This window comes from Rhizobium sullae (assembly GCF_900169785.1).
GTDB classification, from domain to species: domain Bacteria; phylum Pseudomonadota; class Alphaproteobacteria; order Rhizobiales; family Rhizobiaceae; genus Rhizobium; species Rhizobium sullae.
On the sequence record NZ_FWER01000057.1, the window covers coordinates 13424 to 34740 of the forward strand.

At 60.0% G+C, this 21317-nt stretch carries 22 protein-coding genes and 1 pseudogene; 15 read left to right on the plus strand and 8 right to left on the minus strand.

Features of this window, described 5'->3' with window-relative positions:
• Positions 1-23 precede the first annotated feature (23 nt).
• The 5 genes from BN1800_RS32295 to BN1800_RS41695 all read right to left on the minus strand — a co-directional run bounded on the left by BN1800_RS32295 (position 24) and on the right by BN1800_RS41695 (position 3553).
• Positions 24-1499, minus strand: coding sequence for a multicopper oxidase family protein (locus BN1800_RS32295; RefSeq protein ID WP_087003638.1), 1476 nt, complete (start codon positions 1497-1499; stop codon positions 24-26).
• Positions 1500-1610: 111 nt separating this feature from the next.
• Positions 1611-1988, minus strand: coding sequence for a hypothetical protein (locus BN1800_RS32300; protein WP_087003641.1), 378 nt, complete (start codon positions 1986-1988; stop codon positions 1611-1613).
• A 19-nt stretch (positions 1989-2007) separates the two neighbouring features.
• Positions 2008-2313 carry a hypothetical protein gene (locus tag BN1800_RS32305; protein ID WP_087003644.1) on the minus strand — a complete coding sequence of 102 codons (306 nt, stop codon included), beginning with the start codon at positions 2311-2313 and terminating at the stop codon, positions 2008-2010.
• A gap of 618 nt (positions 2314-2931) precedes the next feature.
• Positions 2932-3384: a hemerythrin domain-containing protein gene (locus tag BN1800_RS32315; RefSeq protein WP_244564733.1), complete on the minus strand. Its 453-nt coding sequence runs from the start codon at positions 3382-3384 to the stop codon at positions 2932-2934.
• Between the two features lie 13 nt (positions 3385-3397).
• Positions 3398-3553: a hypothetical protein gene (locus BN1800_RS41695; protein ID WP_087003650.1), complete on the minus strand. Its 156-nt coding sequence runs from the start codon at positions 3551-3553 to the stop codon at positions 3398-3400.
• A 160-nt stretch (positions 3554-3713) separates the two neighbouring features.
• On the opposite strand from BN1800_RS41695, the gene BN1800_RS32325 reads away from it, so the two are divergent.
• The 6 genes from BN1800_RS32325 (at position 3714) to BN1800_RS32350 (ending at position 9198) form a co-directional block, all read left to right on the plus strand.
• The gene (locus tag BN1800_RS32325) at positions 3714-4217 is read left to right on the plus strand and encodes a cytochrome c oxidase subunit 3 (RefSeq protein ID WP_244564734.1); all 504 of its coding nucleotides are present in this window, start codon (positions 3714-3716) and stop codon (positions 4215-4217) included.
• Positions 4214-4498: a cytochrome C oxidase subunit IV family protein gene (locus BN1800_RS32330; protein ID WP_087003657.1), complete on the plus strand. Its 285-nt coding sequence runs from the start codon at positions 4214-4216 to the stop codon at positions 4496-4498. The genes BN1800_RS32325 and BN1800_RS32330 overlap by 4 nt, the downstream gene beginning before the upstream one ends.
• Before the next feature lie 133 nt (positions 4499-4631).
• Complete coding sequence (locus BN1800_RS32335; RefSeq protein WP_087003660.1) at positions 4632-5084, plus strand: c-type cytochrome; 453 nt, start codon at positions 4632-4634, stop codon at positions 5082-5084.
• Positions 5085-5106: 22 nt separating this feature from the next.
• Positions 5107-6450 (plus strand): cbb3-type cytochrome c oxidase subunit I, encoded by a 1344-nt coding sequence (locus tag BN1800_RS32340; protein WP_087003663.1) that lies wholly within the window; start codon positions 5107-5109, stop codon positions 6448-6450.
• A 35-nt stretch (positions 6451-6485) separates the two neighbouring features.
• Positions 6486-7298: a CbbQ/NirQ/NorQ/GpvN family protein gene (locus BN1800_RS32345; RefSeq protein ID WP_087003703.1), complete on the plus strand. Its 813-nt coding sequence runs from the start codon at positions 6486-6488 to the stop codon at positions 7296-7298.
• A 10-nt stretch (positions 7299-7308) separates the two neighbouring features.
• Positions 7309-9198 carry a nitric oxide reductase activation protein NorD gene (locus BN1800_RS32350; protein WP_087003666.1) on the plus strand — a complete coding sequence of 630 codons (1890 nt, stop codon included), beginning with the start codon at positions 7309-7311 and terminating at the stop codon, positions 9196-9198.
• A gap of 63 nt (positions 9199-9261) precedes the next feature.
• Here BN1800_RS32350 and hemN read toward each other — a convergent pair whose 3' ends face one another.
• Entirely contained in the window at positions 9262-10614 is a 1353-nt protein-coding gene (hemN, locus tag BN1800_RS32355) for an oxygen-independent coproporphyrinogen III oxidase (protein ID WP_087003706.1), read from the minus strand.
• A 226-nt stretch (positions 10615-10840) separates the two neighbouring features.
• Between hemN and BN1800_RS32360 the strand changes: the two genes are divergently transcribed.
• The 5 genes and pseudogenes from BN1800_RS32360 (at position 10841) to BN1800_RS32385 (ending at position 15001) form a co-directional block, all read left to right on the plus strand.
• Complete coding sequence (locus tag BN1800_RS32360) at positions 10841-11125, plus strand: DUF2249 domain-containing protein (RefSeq protein ID WP_087003669.1); 285 nt, start codon at positions 10841-10843, stop codon at positions 11123-11125.
• Positions 11098-12501, plus strand: coding sequence for a hypothetical protein (locus tag BN1800_RS32365; RefSeq protein ID WP_244564735.1), 1404 nt, complete (start codon positions 11098-11100; stop codon positions 12499-12501). Before BN1800_RS32360 ends, BN1800_RS32365 begins: the two co-directional genes overlap by 28 nt.
• Positions 12502-12506: 5 nt before the next feature.
• Complete coding sequence (locus tag BN1800_RS32370) at positions 12507-13031, plus strand: DUF2249 domain-containing protein (protein ID WP_087003672.1); 525 nt, start codon at positions 12507-12509, stop codon at positions 13029-13031.
• The gene (locus BN1800_RS32375) at positions 13028-13327 is read left to right on the plus strand and encodes a metal-sulfur cluster assembly factor (RefSeq protein WP_087003675.1); all 300 of its coding nucleotides are present in this window, start codon (positions 13028-13030) and stop codon (positions 13325-13327) included. The genes BN1800_RS32370 and BN1800_RS32375 overlap by 4 nt, the downstream gene beginning before the upstream one ends.
• Before the next feature lie 565 nt (positions 13328-13892).
• Positions 13893-15001: pseudogene (locus BN1800_RS32385) on the plus strand (calcium:cation antiporter).
• Between the two features lie 264 nt (positions 15002-15265).
• Here BN1800_RS32385 and BN1800_RS32390 read toward each other — a convergent pair.
• On the minus strand, positions 15266-16474 hold the full coding sequence (locus BN1800_RS32390; RefSeq protein WP_087003681.1) for an NnrS family protein: 1209 nt from the start codon (positions 16472-16474) through the stop codon (positions 15266-15268).
• 200 nt (positions 16475-16674) lie between these two features.
• On the opposite strand from BN1800_RS32390, the gene nirK reads away from it, so the two are divergent.
• From nirK to BN1800_RS32410, 4 genes are all read left to right on the plus strand, one after another.
• A complete protein-coding gene (gene nirK, locus BN1800_RS32395; RefSeq protein WP_087003684.1) occupies positions 16675-17808 on the plus strand; it encodes a copper-containing nitrite reductase in 1134 nt (377 codons plus the stop codon).
• A gap of 86 nt (positions 17809-17894) precedes the next feature.
• Positions 17895-18854: an SUMF1/EgtB/PvdO family nonheme iron enzyme gene (locus BN1800_RS32400; protein ID WP_087003687.1), complete on the plus strand. Its 960-nt coding sequence runs from the start codon at positions 17895-17897 to the stop codon at positions 18852-18854.
• Positions 18851-19546, plus strand: coding sequence for a Crp/Fnr family transcriptional regulator (locus BN1800_RS32405; protein ID WP_087003690.1), 696 nt, complete (start codon positions 18851-18853; stop codon positions 19544-19546). The genes BN1800_RS32400 and BN1800_RS32405 overlap by 4 nt, the downstream gene beginning before the upstream one ends.
• Positions 19547-19708: 162 nt before the next feature.
• Entirely contained in the window at positions 19709-20368 is a 660-nt protein-coding gene (locus BN1800_RS32410) for a CBS domain-containing protein (RefSeq protein ID WP_087003692.1), read from the plus strand.
• Between the two features lie 12 nt (positions 20369-20380).
• Here BN1800_RS32410 and BN1800_RS32415 read toward each other — a convergent pair whose 3' ends face one another.
• A complete protein-coding gene (locus tag BN1800_RS32415; RefSeq protein WP_143534201.1) occupies positions 20381-20968 on the minus strand; it encodes a hypothetical protein in 588 nt (195 codons plus the stop codon).
• Positions 20969-21317: the final 349 nt, after the last annotated feature.

A 21317-nucleotide genomic window follows, 5' to 3' on the forward strand; every position in this document is an offset into this window, starting at 1 on the left:
GCTTCGCGGTTTCCGAGACCGCGTCAGCCGACGCCGTCATAGGTCAGGTAGGCCATCATGCCCGTCGCCATGTGGTAGAGATGATGGCAATGAAGCGGCCAGCGGCCGGGATTGTCGGCGTCGAAGGCCAAGACCACGCTCGCCATCGGCGGCACCAGGACGGTGTCCCTGACCGCGCCCGCGACCGGCGCTCCGTTGATGCCGACCACCTGGAAATGATGCCCGTGCAGGTGCATCGGATGGGCCATCATGGACGTGTTGCCGATCGCGACCTCGATCCGCTGGCCGCGCTTCACGACGAGACCGTCCGCGCCGTCGACGCGCCAATTGTAGGCGGCCATTTCGCCCGTCAGCGAGAGTTCGAAGCGGTGGTCGGCGGGCCTGGTGGCCAGCGGGCTGACAGGGTGCAGGCGCTGCTCAAGGTCGAGCCCGAGAACCGGCCCTTTCGTGTCACCCGCGACCGTCATGTTTCGGATGTCCGCGCCTGCGGTGGCCAGGACGATACCCGTGCGCTCCCGCGCTCCTTCGCGGAGGGCGAGAACGGGAAAGGCGCCGCCCTCCTTCGGCAGGCTCAGGCGGATGTCCAGGCGCTGGCCCATGGCGACGGGGAACGACATCCCGGCGACCGGCACGACCCCCTGCCCGTCGACAGCAACCAGTTCTCCGGGAAGGCGGCCCATGTCGATGGTGAAGGCGGTCGCTGTCGCGCCGTTGATGATGCGCAGACGGACCCGGCCACCCTTCTCGACCCTCACGACCTCGGGATCGTCGAGCATGCGATCATTGGCGAGATAGGCGTCATAGTTGATGTCGTTGAGGTCCATGGTGGCCATGCCCGGCATTGCCATTCCGGACACGCTGTTGCCGGACATCGTATGCTGGATGCCGGCCATGCCTTGCACGGCGCCATGGTCCATCGGCATGGCACCGTGCGGGCTATTTCCCTTCAGCCTCGCCAGCAATTCCTCCGCCGGCAGGAACGAGAAGTCATGCAGCAGAACGATGACCTCCTGCTCGTCCCGCTTTATGTCGTCCGCGGTCCGCACGATCAGCGGAGCAGCGAGCAGATTCTGTTCCTGGAGTGTATGCGCGTGCATCCAGTGCGTGCCACCCGCGCCGACGGGAAAGGTGTAGCGGCGGGTTTCGGACGGCTGCAGGAGGGCGGCGGGATTGTCGGGCACGCCGTCGGCCGCCCAGGGCGGCGTCAGGCCATGCCAGTGGATCAGGGTGGATTCGTCGATGCCGCTCGACAGCGCGACGTCGAATTCGGCCCCGGCGTCCAGCGACAACCCCGGCGTGCCGTCGGGCTGGACGAGCCCGAAGACGCGGGCGGATCTGCCCTTGACGTCGATGCTCCGGTAGCCGAGCGATAAGGTGTCTGGCGCAGATGGTTTGGCGGCGACGCCCTGCGCCCAGGTGCGGATCGGATGGAGGGCGGCCGAGGTGCCGAGCGCGGCTGCGCCGACCATCAGGCCGTTGAGAAAGTCACGGCGTTTCATTGTGATTGTTCCTGGTTTCCGGGTCGGCAGCGCCGACCATTAGTCTTGGACGTCCAGGAGGACGTCCGTCGAAGCAACCAGATGCCGCTACGAAAGCGGCGTCCGGACTTCTCAGACCGGAAGACGAGGAGGACCGAGCATCGGCGGAAGCGCCAGACCGCTACCGGTCTGGTCGCCCCATACGAAGTGGAGGAAGGAACCTATGGTTAATGGTGCCTCCGCCCTGTCCTTGTTGGTCAGGACGGTGCAGAAGCCGCACGGGACAGCGCAGCAGCCCTTGTGGTCGGGAGTGTGAAGGCCGCCTTGGAGCGAGACGTGGGCGTCCTTTGTCACAAACGAGGAATGCTCGAACCCGGCGTGCCCGTGGGTCGGGCGTTCATGGCACTGCATCGCCTGCGCTGTGGCCGCGGGCGCAAGCAGAAGCGCGAGTGCGACCAGGAAGGTCAGCATTGCGTTCATCCATGCGAACTTACGACGGTCGGCGACCATGTGGGCTCCGTTCCTCTGCTCAGCCGAAGCGCCGGCTGATGACGTTGAAGATCGCAGCGATTGATGCTCCTGCATAGCCGCCGAAGATGACGCTTTGAAGGAGACCCAGTGCCAGGCTTCGAAGATCGAAGCCCGTCAGGCCGAGATAGAACTGCAGCCATGGCCTGTGCAGGCCCCATTCGGGAGCGACCAGGCCGAGCAGCATGCACAACAGGAACGAGATGGTGGCGAAGGTGGCCAGCGTCGCCACAAGAACCGGGACGGAGACATGTGCCGGCGTCGCCGGAGATGTTACCGGATGGGTCTGCAGGGTTGCATTCGCCATTGAACGATCCTCCGCCGGGCTGTCCTTGCAGCCGTGATGACAGATATTGAATATCTCTTCTAATATTGAACTCGCCGTCGGTGAGTTCCTTGATCTATGTCAACAAATACCGGAGCGAGCCAAACGAAGTTTGGAAACGCCCCCAGGCATGCGCAGAGGCGGCAGACAGCCCGGCGGAAGGAGCAGAAGATCAAGAAGATGAAGCCGGATGGGAGACGGCATTTTTCGAATCGAGATCCGCCGTCTCAACGTCTTCCTGGAGCGGAAGAACCGTCTCCGAGATCGATGAGGAAACGTCCTTTTGAACATCAGAAGGTCCGCAACGGCAGCACGGTGCGGAACGCACTGGTTGCACTAAGGTAGATCGTCAACTTCGCCGGGGGCAAAGGGAAACTCAACGAGGGCGGACGAACCCTTGACCATGCGATGCCACCAAAAGCCAAGGGACACGTGACTTCTTCCGAGCCGAGGTCGCGAAACCGCCGGGGCGCATACAGGTCGAAGAGCATCGCGCCTGCGTCCGCGGACGCAGCCGACCGCCTGGATGGGTTCGCCGCCATTCCCGAAATTCGGCCCCGATGACGTGCCTCATCTTGCAGCGGATAAGCAAAAACTCCCTTACTGGGCGAGCTTCGCGTTCTTGAGCATTCCGAGCATCTCCTGTTCAGCCGCGATATGGCGCCGCATGCAGCAGAAGAACGAGCGCAGCATGTAACCGATCGAGTCCCACGACAGCCTTGAGTCGCCCGCTTTCAACTCGCAAAGCGTGACGACGATCTCCTCGGCAGCGTTGCGATCCCGGTGATGATCGTCGCGGCGCCTTGCGATCGCATCGGCCGCATTTTCATCGCCCAAGCAGCTTTCCATACGAGGAAACACCAGTCTTTCTTCCAGCGCCTGCGTCCTCTCCAAAACAGGAAGCAGGCGCGAGCAGATCCTCTCGCAGACCCGCTCGTCGATGCGGCATGGGAGAAAGTCGGCGATAGCTTCCAGAACGCTGCACCATGACAGCAGCTCGCGATAGTTCTCCTCAAGCTCGGCAAAGTCGCCGGTCTTCGGCATCATGTTCATGGCTACATCTCCGTCATCTCTGCAAGACCAGGCTGGCCGCGATCACAATGGCGGCAAACACCGCCGCCAGCGTCGCGCCACGTTGCAAAACGCCCATGCGGTTCAGCGTAATGGCAAAAAGGATGATGACCGGGGTGGCCACCGATAGACCGATCTGTGCGTCTGTCATTTTGCGCCTCCAAACAACCAGTGACCTAGCGCTGAAGGTCGCAAAACTCTTTGCGCTGGGTCAAAGAGCCCTTGCCGCTGAGGAAATAAACCGGCTGGGATCAGAGAAACGGACAAGAATGCAAAACAGTCGCGTGCACCATGCATCTGAGGATAATGACATGCTCCTGGCATGGGTGCTCGGTTGGAGCGAACTCGTCGCCTTCGGCGCCCTCCTGGGTGCTTTTCTGGTTGCCGGCTACTTCCAGCCAGCCGCGTTTGCTGAGGGGCGTGGTCATCTCGCTCTATCCTATCCCTTGCTCAACACGGTCATCCTGCTTTCAAGCGGCTGGTGCGCCGCCAAGGCCGCTTGCTACCCGGCCGTCGTGCCGAGGCAGCGAGCGGCGTTGCTGGGTGCTGCGGCTGGCGGTTTTGCGTTTTCTGCCGTCAAGATCGCCGAATATCTGCGAGAGCTGCCGCACCTGACCGGTGAGCGGCTCGAGACTTTCAGCCAGCTCTATTTCCTGACGACCGGCTTTCATCTCGTTCACGTGATTTTCGGGTCGCTGGTGCTCATCGTCGTCGCCTGCCGGCCGGGGCGCGAAAACGTAGCGATCATCACGACGCTCTGGCATGTCATCGACATCGTCTGGCTGGTCATGTTTCCGGTGGTTTACGCGATATGAAGTCCGAAAAGCTCGCCGATCGTGCGTTTGTGCACCTGATCGCCCTGACTGCGCTGACATCTGCAATCGCCTACTTCGCCCATGCGGTGGCTGGGCTGGGTGTCCTGATCATCGCCGCCGCGCCGGTGGGGCTTATGAAGGTACGACTCGTTCTGCTGGAATTCCTGCATCTGCGGGGGCGGGCAAGTCCGCTCGTTCCGTCCGTCGTTGCCTGGGCGGGGCTGGTGCTGACGATGGCATGCCTCAAGTTGCTTGCTCTTTCTGTGACCGCTGCAGGCTAGCGCCGCTTTGGATTTTGTTTGCGCGATAGCAAAGACGGTTTCGATCGATCCTTTAGATGCTGACGATCACGAGCTGGAAGGCTCAACGGCCGAGTTGCGGTGTTTGCGCGCCTCGACGATGAAAGGATGATCGATGGCAGAACGCCTAACAAAAACCGGGGCCCGGAACGTCTTTTACGGCGGGTCTATTTTCTTCTTCGCGATCTTTGTCGGGCTGACGGCCCACAGCCACTATTATATCCGCACTACATCCACCGACGAATCCACGCTGACCGAAAGTCTCGCTCGCGGGAAACACGTCTGGGAAAAGAATTCCTGCATCAACTGTCACACACTCCATGGCGAGGGCGCCTATTTCGCGCCGGAACTCTCGAATGTCTGGAAGCGCTGGGGCGGCGGTACCGATCCTGCGAGTGCGCGCGAGACTCTTCGCGCCTGGATGGCGTCGCAGCCCTCCGGAATCGAAGGGCGCCGCCAGATGCCGCAATTCAACCTCAGCGAACAGGAAGTCAACGACCTTGCAGATTTCCTCGAGTGGGTGAGCCGCATCATGACCCAAAACTGGCCGCCGAACCAGGCCGGATGATCGGCGACAAAGGAACAAATATATGAAGTACAAGACACAAAGCGTCGCCATGCTCTACTTCTACGGAGCGCTTGGCCTTTTCATCGCACAGCTGCTTTTCGGCGTTCTGGCCGGAACGATCTATGTCCTGCCCAACACGGTTTCGGAACTGCTGCCCTTCAACATCGTGCGCATGGTCCACACGAATGCGCTGATTGTCTGGCTGCTGATGGGCTTCATGGGAACAACCTATTTCCTGCTCCCCGAAGAAGCTGAAACCGAGCTCTATAGCCGCAAGATTGCGGTTGCGCAGTTCTGGATCTTCCTGATTGCGGCGGCGGTCGCCGTCGTCGGATATCTCTTCCATATCCATGAGGGGCGCGAGTTTCTCGAACAACCGTTCGCCATCAAGGTTGGGATCGTCATTGTTGCTCTCATGTTCCTGTTCAACGTCACGATGACGGTGCTCAAGGGCCGAAAGACGACGGTTACCAACATCCTGCTGTTCGGTCTGTGGGGCGTTGCGATCTTCTTCCTGTTTGCCTTCTATAACCCTGCGAACCTGGCGCTCGACAAGATGTACTGGTGGTACGTCGTCCACCTGTGGGTCGAGGGTGTCTGGGAATTGATCATGGCCTCTGTGCTCGCATTCCTCATGATTAAGCTGAATGGCATCGATCGCGAAGTGGTGGAAAAGTGGCTCTATGTCATCATCGGGCTTGCACTTTTCTCCGGCATTCTCGGGACGGGGCATCACTACTACTGGATCGGCGCTCCCGGTTATTGGCAGTGGATCGGCTCGCTGTTTTCGACGCTTGAGGTAGCGCCCTTCTTCACGATGGTCGTGTTCACGTTCGTCATGACCTGGAAGGCCGGCCGCAAGCATGAGAACAAGGCCGCACTCCTGTGGTCGATCGGCTGCTCGGTCATGGCCTTCTTCGGCGCAGGCGTCTGGGGCTTCCTGCATACCCTGTCGTCGGTCAACTACTATACGCATGGCACACAGGTGACCGCAGCCCATGGGCATCTCGCCTTCTTCGGCGCCTATGTGATGCTCAACTTGGCGGCGATGGCCTATGCCATTCCTCAGATCCGCGGCCGTGCGCCCTATAATCAGTGGCTGTCGATCGCCAGCTTCTGGATCATGTGCGGTGCAATGTCCGTCATGACCTTTGCCCTAACGTTTGCCGGGGTCATTCAGGTTCATCTGCAGCGCGTGCTCGGCGAATCCTACATGGATGTCCAAGACCAGCTTGCGCTGTTTTACTGGGTGCGCCTCGGATCCGGCATGTTCGTTTTCATCAGCGCATTGATGTTCCTCTGGGCAGTCTTCGTGCCCGGGCGGCAGCGCGCCGCCGCAAATGTCGCAGCACAGCCCGCCGAATAGGCGGACTTCCCCTCTCCCTCAGATTGGAATTCGTCATGACGATCGCCCTCACCAAGCCGCTGCCTCTGCCGCCGGAGATTCCAGCCTATGTCCCATCCGGCAACGAATGCACCCTCTTTGAGAGCGCCTGGACGCGGCAATTGCCGTTGCTGCTCAAGGGGCCGACAGGATGCGGCAAGACGCGGTTTGTCCATCATATGGCCGCGCGTCTCGGCCTGCCTTTGTCGACGGTCTCCTGCCATGACGATCTGACCGCTGCGGATTTGACCGGGCGCTACCTCCTCAAGGGCGGCGACACGGTTTGGGTGGATGGACCGCTGACCTGTGCCGTCCGCGAGGGCGGGCTTTGCTATCTCGACGAGATCGTCGAGGCGAGGAAGGATGTCGCCGTTGTTCTGCATCCGCTCACCGACGACAGGCGGATCCTGCCGCTTGAGCGGACGGGCGAACTTCTCGAGGCCCAGCCAGGCTTCATGCTCGTCGTGTCGTACAATCCAGGCTACCAGAACCTGATGAAGGCGCTGAAACCCAGCACCCGCCAGCGCTTCGTCGCAATCGAGTTCGACTTCCTGCCCAAGAACCAGGAGATTGCAGTGGTCTCGTCCGAAAGCGGACTGGATGAAGCCCGCGTTGCGCCGCTGGTCGAACTCGCACGGCGGCTGCGCGCGCTCAAGGGGCACGATCTTGAAGAGGGCGTATCGACGCGTCTGCTGGTCTATTGCGCTAGCCTGATCGATAGCGGCCTGCCGGTGCGCGATGCAGTGCGCTCAGCATTGATCGAACCGCTGACGGATGAGCCCGACGTCAAAGCGGCTCTGATCGAGGTTGCAAACGCCGTCGTCGCTTGAAGGAACGGACATGCTGGAATTCCTGGAGCTTGAAGAGACCGTCGGCCGGGCCTGGCATCGGTGGGTGGGCGACACACGGTCTTGGCCGCGCTCCCCGGATCACGCGGTCGCCTTGAATGATCTGAGGTCACCGTTGGCGGTGTGCTTTCGCGGATTCGGGGGAGAGGCAACGGTCCGATTGCAACCGGTGCGCCCGCAGACGTCGCGGCACCGGCTGAAGCTGCGCCAGGTCGTCGGGCTTGGCGAAGAGCGCAGCGATCATGCAAGACGGGACGAGTCGGCGATCATGCTGCCGGCCCAGATTGACCTGTTTGCCGACAGGGGCCTGAACCGCGACCTCTATTTCTGGATGGTCGCCTACATGGCGGTGATGGGTGAGGCTGTGCCCTCGCCTGCCGATCCCCTGCTCCTCGATCTCCATAGGATCGCGCTCGGCCGCAGCATCGCTGCGCGCGTGCTCAAGGCGTTTCCCGGCATGCGCTCGCGTTACGACCGCCTGTGCCAGGGCGTGCTTGCGGCGCGAAGCCGCGGCCGGCTGCCGGGCGTCGAGAGCCAGGTTGAGGCTTTGATCTGCCTGGCACTGACCCATCCCCTTGGCCACGTCTTGCCGGAGAATGCGATGCCATCGGTTTTACGCGCTCCGGCCGGATATCTGCCGATGCTGCCTGTTCCGCTATGGCCGGACTTCGTTGCGAAGACTGAGATGGCCGCGACCGAACGCGAGGACCTTCCCTCGAAAGGTGACGCCGCCTCCAATGACCGGCAAGCGCATGCGGCGACGCGAAAGCAGGATCGCGACGACCGCAGGCGGGATCCGTTCATTCTCAACCGGTTCGAGAAGATCCTTGCAATGGCAGAGATGGTCAATGTCGACCGGCCGACCGATGACCGCGACGACGATGACGCGCAGGCCGCCAACGAACTGGATGAGATGTCGCTCAGCGAAACGAAAGAGCGTCCGAAGTCGCGGTTCCACTTCGACCTCGATCTGTCGCCCGCGGCCTTCGATCCGACGCGGATCCAAGCCGAATTGACCTATCCCGAGTGGGACTACCGCAAGCAATTCTATCTTGAGGACTATTGCCGCGTCGTCGTCACCTCGGTGGAAGAGCCCCTCCCGTCATCAGTGCCGGCCTGCGACGATATGCTCGTGCGTAAGGTAAAGCGGCAGTTCGAGACATTGCGGCCGCGCCGGCAGCTCCTCAGATCGCAGCTCGATGGCAATGACCTCGACCTCGAAGCGGTGGTTCGGTCCCGGACGGATTTCCTGGCGACGGGACAGCCCGACGATCGGATCTATCAAGCCACGCGGCCGATGGCTCATGAACTTGCGACGTCGATCCTTGTCGACGTTTCTCTGTCGACCGATTCCTGGGTTGACAATCACCGCGTTCTCGACGTCGAAAAGCAGGCGCTCGACGTCTTCGCCCGCGGCCTTGACGCCTGCGGCGACAGCTTCGCCATCAACACTTTCACGTCGCGGCGGCGTTCCTGGGTCCGCATCGAATCGGTGAAAGCCTTCCACGAAGCCTTTTCACCGAAGACGGTCTCGCGCATCAACGCCATGCGGCCCGGCTACTACACCCGCATGGGAGCGGCGATCCGCCATGTGACGGCGGAGCTCTCCAAGCAAAGCAGCCGCAAAAAGCTGCTGCTGATGCTCACGGACGGAAAACCCAACGATGTCGATCATTATGAAGGACGGTTCGCGCTGGAGGACAGCCGGCGCGCTGTCGGCGAAGCGCGCGCATTAGGTCTTTCTGTTTTCGCGGTGACGATCGACCGCAATGCGCAGGACTACCTTCCCGCCATCTTCGGAAGAGGCGGATTCGCTCTCGTTTCCGATATCACCAAGCTGCCGGCCGCTTTGCCGGCCATCTATCGCGGGCTGGTTTACTGAGGGGTGCCAGCCCCCGAAGGAGAGACCCGACCGGCTGGGGCGGCCACGGGTCTCTCCACCCCGTCAAGCTGCTTTGCTATGGGTACGGCCCGATGCGCCGATATAGGCATCGAAGGCTGCGGCCACCGCCCTGATCATGAACCTGAGATCCTTGCGCACGGTAACAAGACCGTCGCGGACCGTCACGACGCCATCGCTTTCGAGCGCACGCAGCCGATCGTTGCCCCCAAGAACCAGACCGGCTTCATGGCCGAAACGCGCTCCAAGCCGATTGAGATCGACGACGAAATCGCACATCAGCCGTTCGATGATTGCCGCCCGGAACCGGTCCTGCCCGGTCAAGCGGTACCCTTTCACGGTGGCCAGGATGCCCGAGGAAATCCGTTGCGCATAGGCCCCGAGGGCGACCTCATTTTGGACATACCCTCCCGGAAGCTTCCCGATGGCGGATGCCCCGAGACCGATCAGGGTCTCGCACGTGTCCGTGGTGTAGCCCTGGAAGTTCCGCCTCAAGTCCCCGCGCGCGCTGGCCACCGAAAGTTCATCTGCCGGCAATGCGAAGTGATCAAGACCGATCTGCACGTAGCCGGCATCGACAAGCGCTTCTGCGATCGCCTCGGCCTGGCTGTTGCGCTCTTCTGCATTCGGCAAGGTCGCCTCATCGATAAGGCGCTGATGCTTCTTGAAGGCCGGGATGTGTGCATAGCCGAAGACTGAAAAGCGTTCGGGGCGCAACCGGACGGCTGTCTGCACGGTATCGATGCAAGATGAGACCGTCTGATATGGCAGGCCATAGATCAGATCGAAATTGATGCTACCGATGCCGGCCTCTCTCAATTGCCGAACGGCGGTCTCGGTCTGCTCGAAAGTCTGGTTGCGGTTGATGGCCGCCTGGACCACCGGATCGAAACTCTGAACCCCTAAGCTTGCACGACAGACGCCGCCCTTAGCGAGCGCGTCGACCATTTCGCTTGCGAGTGTGCGGGGATCGATCTCTACGGCGATTTCCACCTCCGGCATTAATTCGAAGGCGTTCCTCAAATGCTTCATTAGATCTACGAACTCTTCAGGCCGCATGATCGTCGGCGTGCCGCCGCCGAAGTGCACATTTTGCACGAGCAGCGGCTGCTTCGCCCTGGACGCAACCAGGTCGATCTCCTGGCGGAGAACATCCAGATAGTCGAGGATCGGCCGGTCTTGCTTCGTGATCGTGGTGTGACACCCGCAATACCAGCACATCGACCGGCAGAAGGGGATATGAAGATAGAGCGAGACCGGGTCCCCGGTGTGGAGCTCTTCCAGCCAATCCCCGTAGGTGCCCGCACCGATCGCGGAAGAAAAGGCAGGCGCGGTCGGATAGCTCGTATAGCGCGGCAGCCGCGTTTCGCCATACTTCTCGACGAGGGGGTGAGACATGATGCGTTCCTTCATAGACGTTTTGGCGACTTTGAAGGCGCTGAGGATGGCTGTCCTTGTCTTAGGTCAATGATGACGCCGGCCGCATTTTCGAGAATCCGGAAATTGTTTGCTCACAGTCAAATTGCCGCAGCGAGATTGCCGTTAGGCTTTTGAACATCCGGCAAATCACGGCTGCGGTTTGACCGGGACTTGATTCGAGTGCAGCCTATAAGGGTTCCAATCCATGACTGAAGCGACGATCGCTGAAAGCAACAAGCCGCTGATCGATGTGCGCACGCTGGCGCCGGCCGAACGGCATCCGCGCATTTTCAATGCCCTCAATGCGCTTGCGCCAGGCAGGTCGCTGCTGATCACCAGCGACCATGATCCCAAGCCGCTGCACTATCAACTCGAAACCGGATATCCGGGCAAGTTCGCCTGGGAGTATCTCGAGCAGGGTCCCGCGGTATGGCGCGTGGAGATCGTTCGCCAGGATTCGGGATGCGACTGCTGCTGCGGCAGCCACTGACAAGCATTAGGCGGGTAGCGACGATGATCCCCGGTGCAAGACTCTCGCGATGGACGATGTCCTATTTCGCTGCCGCACTGCTCTTTCTGCTTCTGGCGGAAGGCATGCTGGCTGCGGGTCTTTGGAAACCATCCGCCGACGTCGGTGATCCCATCACGCTGATCATCGTGCACTGCGTGACGATCGGCTGGCTCGGCCTTTTGATGATCGGCGCATCGTTGCAATTTGCACCGGTGCTGACGGGGGCTGCGCTGGCGACGGAACGGTTCAACCTCCCTGCCCTCGTCGCTATCGTCGCCGGTCTTGCGACGCTGATTTGCGGGTTTGCCGCAATCAAGACCGGATCGCCGACGGCCGCCTTGATAATGCCGGTCGCTGCGGCGTTGCTCGCCGCCGGCTTGCTTGGCATAGGTGCCGTGCTGTTTACTGGACTATGGCGCGGGCGCAATGTTCATGCCGCCGCGCCACTTGTGCTTCTTGGCATCTTCTGCCTGGCCGTGACCGTGATATTGGGCGTTGGTTTCGCGCTGGTGTTATCGGGGGTGACGGATGTTCCACTGATCGTCGATCTTGCCCTGCGCGCCGTACCGCTGCATGCCGGTTTCGGGCTTGGAGGATGGATGAGCCTTGCTGCCATCGGCGTCAGCTTTAAACTCATGAGCATGTTCCTGCTGTCACCCGACACGTCACGAACACGGGTCGTACTGGCGGGCGGCGCTTGCACCTTTCTGATACTTGCTGTCGCCCTGTCCTGCCTGTTTGCGGGCGGGGACGTGATTGAGCCTCTGCTCTTTATTTCGGCCGTCGTGTTCCTGGGAACGATTGCAGTCTATGCGACCGAAATGCGCACCCTCTACCGCACGAGAAGGCGCAAGACGCTGGAGCTCAACAGCATCGGCTCAATTCCGGCATTTGTGCTGCTGGCGCTGTCGATGGCGGCCCTCGTCACTTCCATGCCGCTCAATGCGGATGACCGTATTCGTGCCGCGATCGTCTATCTCTTCGCGTTCGGTTGGCTATCGGGGCTCGGTCTGGCACAGTTGTTGAAGATCGTGCCCTTCCTGACCTGGCTCGAAGCCTTCGGCCCCCTGCTCGGAAGGCGGCCGACGCCACGGCTGCAAGACCTGATCAAGGAGCGCCGCGCATCGTTCTGGCTTGCCGGGTTTTACCTTGCGGTCATTTCAGCCGCCGCATCCGTCGCGGCAAACACCGATGCGGGATTTCAGATATCGGCCTTTGCTCAACTGGTATGCTCTGCAGGCCTGATCTTCGAATTGTTCCAGGTTCGTATCCTTGCCCATGTCGATGCCGTCGCCAAAAGCGGCCCCTTCCATCAACCCGGTCTGTTGATCGCCAAAACCAATTCAGAGAGGTAACGACAATGATGCCAGTTCGAGAACTCGATGTCAGGCAGCTCCTGAAGGACGGCGGCATGCCGTTCCAGGTCATCATGGAAACAGTCGAATCGTTGCATCCGGATGAAAGTCTCCGTCTCCTCGTGATCTTCGAGCCTGTTCCCCTCATTCGCCAGCTGAACGAGCGGGGATACCGTCACCACAGCACCAAACTTGCGGAAGATGATTGGGAAATCGTGTTCACACCGCAGGCATCGGCCGCCGCACCATCGGCTGACAATAGCCATGCTCCGGTGCCAGATATCTGGCCGGAACCGGAATGGAACCTCGATCTGACGGACCTGGCACCACCCGAGCCCATGGAGCGGATCCTCGCCCGCCTCGAGACGATGAACGCAGGAGAAGTCCTTTTCGCGCTTCTCAGCCGCGAACCGGTCTTCCTCTTCAATGAACTGAAGAGGCGCGGCCACGAATGGGCCGGCAATTTTGACGCCAGCGGCTCGACGTACCGCATCATGATCCGCGTCATTCCGTCAGCGAGAGTGGCATGACGACGCTCCAACCGATTGCCGCCTCTGCCGTCCTGCAAGCGTTGCGGGCCATTCAAGATCCCGAGGTCGGGACCGACATCGTCGAGCTGGGCTTGATCTATCTGGTCGAAATCAAAACGGACGCAGCCGTACGGATCGTCATGACGACAACCACGCGCGCCTGTCCGGCTTCGGCGTTCATTGCGGACGCCGTCCGCGAACGCCTGAGCACAATCCCGGGCATCGGGCGGATAACGGTTGACTTGGTCTACGAGCCGCCGTGGTCGCCGGATATGATCGGCAAGCTTGTGGCTTGAACGCCAGCATTGACGGCCGGGCTTTCGCGCCCTCACCGAATTGTGGAATCAACATGGAATAATGGTGCGTAATCCGCTCGCAGCAGAGGCATTGCGGGCGGCTTACTTCTTTGTGAAGCCCTCTGCACACCCACCGTCGCAGAATGCCCACTTTGCGGCGTTGCCAAATTCAGTCGCAAAACTCTCGCTTGAATTAGGGAACTTTGCCATACAGACCACTTTCTTGACCGCCGTTCGAAATCAACCAAGAGTAGTGGGACGGTTGCTTGGGGATGGGCAGATGAGTTTTGGTAGCAGGTGCGAACATTTGACTTCGTATGTTAGCTATTACTCCTTTAATGACAGGTTCACCGTCTCGACCGGCTACAAGGTTCTTTCCATCAACTATGATTCAGACGGACACGTTTTCGATACCATGCTCAAGGGCCCGGTCCTCGGTTTGACCTATAGGTTCGTACTTCGTGTGACAGGTGGCACAGGACGGTTTCCTAAAGCCACCGGACAAGCTTTCTTGGACATTTGAGGAGATATCTCTTGAATGCAGCGCAGGTGCCGAGGAGAGCCAATGTCTCACGTTAATCCCTCAAGAATACTGCTGTGGTCCTGGACACTTCCAACGCTTTCATGCTTGATTGCTGCTCTCGTTTTTTCCGGAGCCGTGTCCGATATGTCCGTTGCCGTGCTTCTGCCCGCAGCGGTTCTCCTTGCCGGAGCAGTCTTCGCATCGGTGCATCATGCAGAGATTTTGGCTCTCCGAATAGGAGAGCCTTTCGGCGCGATTCTTCTTGCAGTATGCGTTACCATCATCGAAGTGGCGGTCATCGTCTCGATTATGCTTTCCGGGGCGGAAGGTAACGAAGAGGTTGCCCGTGACACGGTCTTCGCCGCGGTTATCATCGTCGTGAACGGTGTGATCGGCTTATGTCTTGTCCTCGGTGGGCGGCGCCACCACGAGCAATCATTTCACCTGGACGCCGCAGCCGCCGCATTTGCCGTCCTTGGCACGTTGGCGACTATATCGTTCGTGCTTCCTAACTATGTCCAGTCAGGCGGAGCTCGTCAGTTCTCGGGCTCCCAATTGGCCGTTGTTGGTTTGGTTTCTCTGGCTCTTTATGGTGTCTTTTTGTTCGTGCAAACCATACGCCACCGAAGCTACTTTATCGATGAGCCGAGCCAGGAGACGAACGCCGGCGAAACAGTGGCTCAAGAGAAAGTTCCATCTCGGCTCGTGACTACAAGCGCTGTTTTGCTTCCACTTTCGCTTGTTGCCGTTGTGCTTTTGGCCAAGATCCTGTCGCATCCCCTCGACTCGGCGGTCGATGCGGCCTGCCTGCCGCAGGCTTTCGTCGGTGTGATTGTTGCTGCTGTCGTACTGCTGCCAGAAGGCATTGCCTCGGTTCGCTCCGCGCTCGCCAACCGGCTCCAGAATAGCGTTAACCTTGTGTTGGGCTCGGCTCTGGCAAGCATCGGACTGACATTCCTGTTGTAGCAGCGATCTCCGTCATAACCGGTCGCACCATTACACTGGGCTTGGTCCCTGAAAATCTCGTTCTTCTACTCCTCACCCTGTTTGTAAGCACCATCACGCTCGGCACAGGAAGGACGACTGTTCTTCAAGGTGCCGTGCACCTGGGCATCTTCTTGATATTCATTATGCTCGCAATCGTGCCTTGATTTTCGATTGGTTTGGCTCGTGTGGCGACACTGACAAACGACAGAAGGAGCGCAGCACGCGCCGTTCCATTTTTCGTTATTTCTCTATGGCGCACCGCTCGCGTTACCCGTTGGCAGACAGGGCTCTGTCGCATAGTCCCTAATCCTCGCAACAAAATCATCGGCTCTGAACACTCACGACGATTGCTGTCGCAAAACTCGATCGCAGAATTCGAAGCTATGCGATTGAGTTTTGCGGGACTGAGGCTGCGTGCCCGGCTTTTTCTAGCGCAATGGTTTTGTCTTCCTGCAAAGAAAAGGCGCGTGCTCCGCCAGAAACAGTCCGAAGGCCATGATCCATCCCAGTGCGGCGATCATCAGGATTTCATAGGTGTATGCCGGTACAAGGTCGGCTGCCGGCCGGACGACGGCGACGACCGCAAGGACGGCATAGGACGTCGTCGTCGCAGCGCTTGCCTTGAGCTTGCGGCCCGTATGTCCCCGCGTTGCACGCGTCATGACCGCCAGCATCATGAGAGCTACTACGCCGATCGCGAGCGTATGCAGGATTGATACCTGATCGAGGCCCATCGATCCGAGCGCGATCATTGCGAAGCCGAAGGGGACGAAGAGGTAGGCGACATGAAGGACCGAGAGAATGGGTTCCCGGCGAGTCGTCCAGCCGCGCCAGCGGTAAAGCCGGATGAGATTGATAACGGCCGCTATGGCGCTCAGGCCACCGGTTGCGATTGACGTTGGTGCGATCGTCCAGCATGCCAGTGCGACGACACCGGTAATGATCGCTGCTGCGTCGAAGTGATTGTAGGGGACGGGAAAGTCGGTTCGGCCGAACTGGTTCAGCCAGTTGCGGGTAAAGCTTGGAAGGATCCGTCCGCCGACGATCGTGATCAAAGCGACGTAGGCGCTGAGTGCCAGGCGGATCGGGAGTTCCGGGCTAGCGCCTTCGATGACCAGGATGTGGAAACAGATGTTTGCCGCCGATAGCGCCGCAAGGCCGCTTACAACTTTCAAGTCCTTCCACTTCCGGCCGGCGATCACCTCGCGGGCGCAGATGACCAGCATTGCTGGCAGAAAAAGACTATCGATGACGGCGGCGGGCAGTACGCCGATTGTGTCCGACAAAAGGATGGCGACCCGCCCGAACGTCCACAGCCCAAAAAGAACGACAAGCGGCCGGCCCGAAACCGGCAAGCGGCCGGTCCAATTCGGCACCGCCGTCAGCAGGAAGCCGGCGAGGACCGCCGAGGCAAACCCGAAGAGCATTTCATGGGCATGCCAATTGGCCGGTCCGTAGTTGAGCGCGATCGCTGGCCCCGAGGAGAGAAACGCCGCCCAGAGCCCTATGGAAAGAATGGACCAGGCCGCAGCGCCGAGGAAGAAGGGCCGGAAGCCGTAAGAAAAGAGCACCGATCCTGACGTCCACATTCCTCTTGGGATGCGCGGGGCCGGTTCGGCTGCTGACCTGTTTTGCATGATTAAGATCTCCGAATTGACCCGCCAGTAATGGTCGCATCGGCCAAAGCAGTCGTTGACAATACGCAAAGAGCAGCGTCTCGACTTTGTGCGCCCACAAAGACCGAATTTGCTCCAAATCAAAGAGATTACGCAGCATTCGCCTAGAAATCTTCTGACCGGGCGGTTTTCGCTCCGTCTTCGACTTCAGGAGAAGAATGATGACAAATACATTGCAAATGACCCGGCGCACGATGCTGGCGGGCGCTGCTGTTGCCGGAGCGCTGACCCCCATCCTCACCTCGGCGGCGGCGAATGCCTCCCCCACTCCTGTCAGAAAGCTCAGCGCCACTGAAATCGCTGCCCTTCCGCGCAGGAAACTGGACCTCGTGAAGCCACCTTTCGTCCACGTACATACGCAAAAAGCAGAAGGCGGACCGAAAGTCGTCGAAGTCACACTGACGATTGAGGAAAAGAAGCTCGTGATCGATGGCAAGGGCACCGAAGTCAATGCCATGACCTTTGACGGATCGGTTCCTGGTCCGCTCATCGTTGTGCATCAGGACGACTACGTCGAGGTCACACTCGTCAATCCCGAGACGAACACGCTGCAGCACAACATCGATTTCCACTCAGCAACCGGTGCGCTCGGCGGCGGTGCACTGACGGTCGTCAACCCGGGTGAAAGCGCGGTATTGCGCTTCAAGGCGACCAAGGCCGGCGTCTTCGTCTATCACTGCGCCCCTCCCGGCATGGTACCCTGGCACGTAACCTCGGGCATGAACGGCGCGATCATGGTGCTGCCGCGCGAAGGTCTGACAGATGGTCATGGTAAGGAACTTGTCTACGACAAGGTCTATTACGTCGGTGAGCAGGACTTTTATATTCCGCGCGACGAAAAGGGTGAGTTCAAAAAATATGACAGCCCGGGCGAGGCTTATGAGGACACCGTTGCCGTCATGCGTACCTTGACCCCGACGCATATTGTCTTCAATGGCGCCGTGGGCGCGCTCACCGGTGAAAATGCTCTGACGGCTGCCGTCGGCGAGCGGGTTCTCATCGTTCACTCGCAAGCCAACCGTGACACCCGGCCGCATCTTATCGGCGGTCATGGCGAATATGTCTGGGCCACGGGCAAGTTCGTCAACGTGCCCGACCGGGATCAGGAGACCTGGTTCATTCCCGGCGGCACAGCCGGGGCGGCCTACTATACGTTCGAACAGCCCGGTATCTATGCCTACGTCAACCATAATCTGATCGAGGCTTTCGAGCTTGGCGCTGCGGCTCACTTCAAGGTCACCGGCGATTGGAACGACGATCTAATGACCACCGTCAGGTCGCCATCGGGTAGCTGATCCGGACAGTTCATGCCGGCGAGCGGACCAGGCTGTAGCCCGCTCGCCGAAATTCCACGTGAGGCGCCTTCAAACGCGTAGCGGCTGTGATACTAGACGAAGTCGATGATCAGGTTTCGGGAATTTCCATCGCCATACCGCTGGTGCTGTTGGCGATCCTGCTAGCTACGGTCGCCGTTCAGTCCGACCTAGTCGCCTTGCGCGGCGCTCAGAATCCGGTCGCCAGTCCAGATGTGATTACCGTGGTCCCCAGGTCGTTTGCTTATCGGGACCATGCGGAATATTTCCGTGCCGGGTTCGCCGTCGATGCGCCGCGTTCGGTCGTCACGATTGAAACGCCGCTGACGATCATGAAGTATCAGGTTTCGCGCGCGGAGTATGATCGCTGCGTCCAAGATAAAGCCTGTTCCCCGGCGGAGAGCGAAGAACCGGCCTCGCCGGACAAAACATCTGTTATCGGCGTCAGCTATGACGACGCCCTGCACTATGCGGCGTGGCTTTCGGACCATACCGGGCACTCATGGACCCTGCCGACAGATGAACAACTGGCCTTTGCCGCGGGAAGCCGCTTTCCCGACGATGCGCTCGGCGTCACAAGCGACGGCAAGAATCCTGCCATCCGCTGGCTTGCAGATTACGAGCGGGAAGCGCGCCGGGCGGCCTCCAAGGACCCCCGTCCCCAAATCCGGGGAACGTTTGGCGTCAGTGAATACGGCTTGGCCGACTTTGCCGGCAACATTTGGGAATGGACGCGTAGCTGCAGCAAGCGTGTCGATATGGACGCTCAAAAAGCCGATCAGGAGGCTGATCCGTCGCGCTGCGGTATCCTGATCGCTTCCGGTAAACATCGAGCTCCGATGAGCAGCTTTATCCGCAATCCAAAAGGCGGCGGCTGCACTGTCGGCAGCCCACCAGACAATCTCGGTTTCCGGCTCGTTCGTCAACCAAGTTCCTTGGAGATGGCGAAAGACTGGATCAGGCGCATGATCGGTTTGACCACCTTTTCGATAAACGCCGTTCCCCCGGATGAAGGACCTACGTCATGAAGATTGATCGCGCCGTTTTGAAATCACTGCCGTTGTTCGATCGAATGACGGATTCTGATCTCGACGCCATTGTGGAGCACGCGGTTTCGCGACGTGTCGCACAAGGCGATGCGGTCTTCGAACAGGGCGCATCCGCCAAATCATTCTTCCTGCTTCTGCATGGCAGATTGAAGGTCACGCAGGTCACGGCAGATGGCCAGCAGATCATCGTCCGGGTCGTTCACCCGGGCGATTTGTTCGGCTTTGCCAGAGCCCTGCAGCGTTCCGACTATCCGGGTACCGCAATTGCCGCCGCCGAAAGCCTGACGCTTTCGTGGCCAACCGATCTGTGGCCGCAATTCGTCGAGCAAAATCCACGTTTGGCGGTTACCGCGATGCAGACCATCGGCCAGCGGCTCGAGGAGGCTCATACGCGGATCCGCGAAATGTCGACAGAGGAGGTGGAAAGACGCGTCGCTCACGCTGTCCTGAGGCTTTCCAAGCAGGCAGGAAAGCAGGAGGGCAACGGCATTCGTATCGACTTTCCGATTTCTCGCCAGGACATCGCCGAAATGACGGGAACGACGCTGCACACGGTTTCAAGAATTCTAAGCGCCTGGGAAGCCAAGGGCCTCGTTGAAGGCGGCCGTCAAAAACTGCTTGTCTGCGACTACCGGAAGCTGATGATTCTCGCCAACGGCGGCCGTGAATAGAGGTTGCCCCGCGTCTGCCCCCGCCCGTTCCTCGATCGCGTCAAATATCTCTGATCGGCATCTGCCGCGCAAAAAGCCGGATCCTTGATCCCGGTCAATTTGGAAGAGCCGCATTGCGCTAAGCTTTGTTTCGGGCAAACCCGTCGAACGCAAGGAGCCGCCATGCAAGCCAAAGACATAATGACGAGGCCCGTTACTTCGGTTAGCGAGACGGCCGGCATCCGCAAGGCTATCGAAATAATGATCGCAGCTGATGTCAGCGGGCTGCCGGTCGTCGGCGACGACGGAAGCCTCCGCGGGATTATCACCGAAGGCGACATGTTGCGCCGAAAAGAACTGGACTTAAGGGCGGCCGCCGATGCAGGCACAGTCGATGCGCTGCGTGACTATGTGCACGGCAACAGCTGGCGGGTCGATGACGTCATGTCCGCTGATGTCTTCTCGGTAAGCCCCTCGGCGCCTCTCGGCGAGATCGCCGGGCTCATGGCGGTACATTCAATCAAGCGCGTGCCGGTCGTCTTGGACGGCAGGGTTGTCGGGATCGTCAGCCGCCGCGATCTTCTTAAGGCGGTCGTTGCAGGCCTGCCCGATCGCATACCGCGCGGCGAGGAGGCGTTGTGCCTTGCTATCGCGACGCGGCTGAAGAGCGATCTGAACCTCCCGCGGGAGCAAATTGCAGTGGCCGTTCAGGATGGCAACGTCATACTCACCGGTATTGTCGAGACAGAGCTCCATCGCAAGGCGATAAAGGTTCTAGTCGAGAGCCTCAGAGGCTCGGCGACCATTGTCGACAATGTGACGACGATCGCGGATCGGCCGTAGCCCTAGGTGCACTCAGCCGAGGAAAAAGAGCGCCCAAACTCCGCACGTGGCAACAATCGGAACACTGATTGCCGCTGAGACGCCAAGCCTTGCAAAGCGCGATGGGCTGTAGCGCCCGGCGATGCTGTATGCGAGATAGAGAGACCACAAACCCGCCGCATCAACAAGCAGGGAGCGGACTTCGTCGATTACCGGGATCCGCACACTATCCATGCGCAATTGAGTGACCGTTAGCGACAGGAGCCCGCAGAACAAGCCTGCCGCGGCGATCGGGATCAGGGCCTGGGCGAGATGATGGAACCGGCGGCGGCTCCACCCGCCCAACAGGATGGTACCGGCCGAGAGAGCCGGCAGGCATGTCACGCACGCCAATAAACCCGCGCCTGCGACAAAGACCAAGAGGGTGGCTCCGTCGACAAGCGTCATCCTGTCGCCGGGATAGTTCGTCAGCATCCACCATGGCAGGCTGGCGTCAAGCGGCCACGACACCCCGGCATTAAGACACCAGATCGCAATCTGTGCCTTCAACGTCACGTAAAGTGCGCTGCCGGACCACTGCAGGGCGCCCGTGGCCATGCCCATGAGGACGGCCGTGATCAAAAAGGTCTCCCATCCATTGGCAGTCTCACCGCAGACGGCTACGATCTCTTCGTTGGGCGAACGCCAGGCGAGACGGATAGCCCCGCGATATCCGCTGCAGCGTCCGCACATGTGACATCCGCTGGCACCGCGCATCGTTTTGATCGGCACCAAGGGGGCGCAGTTCACCGCTGCGGGCTGCGCGGTGCCTGTGCGAGACTGCGCCCCGTGCCATGCTGGCCCATCGACCTTGAAATGCAACGGTGCGATCTTGGCCAGCAAACCGAAAACACCGGTGAGTTCAACTGATCGCTGCAACACACTCTGCAAACCTCTCCGCGGGCGTCTGATAAAGCAAGGTCTTTCTTGG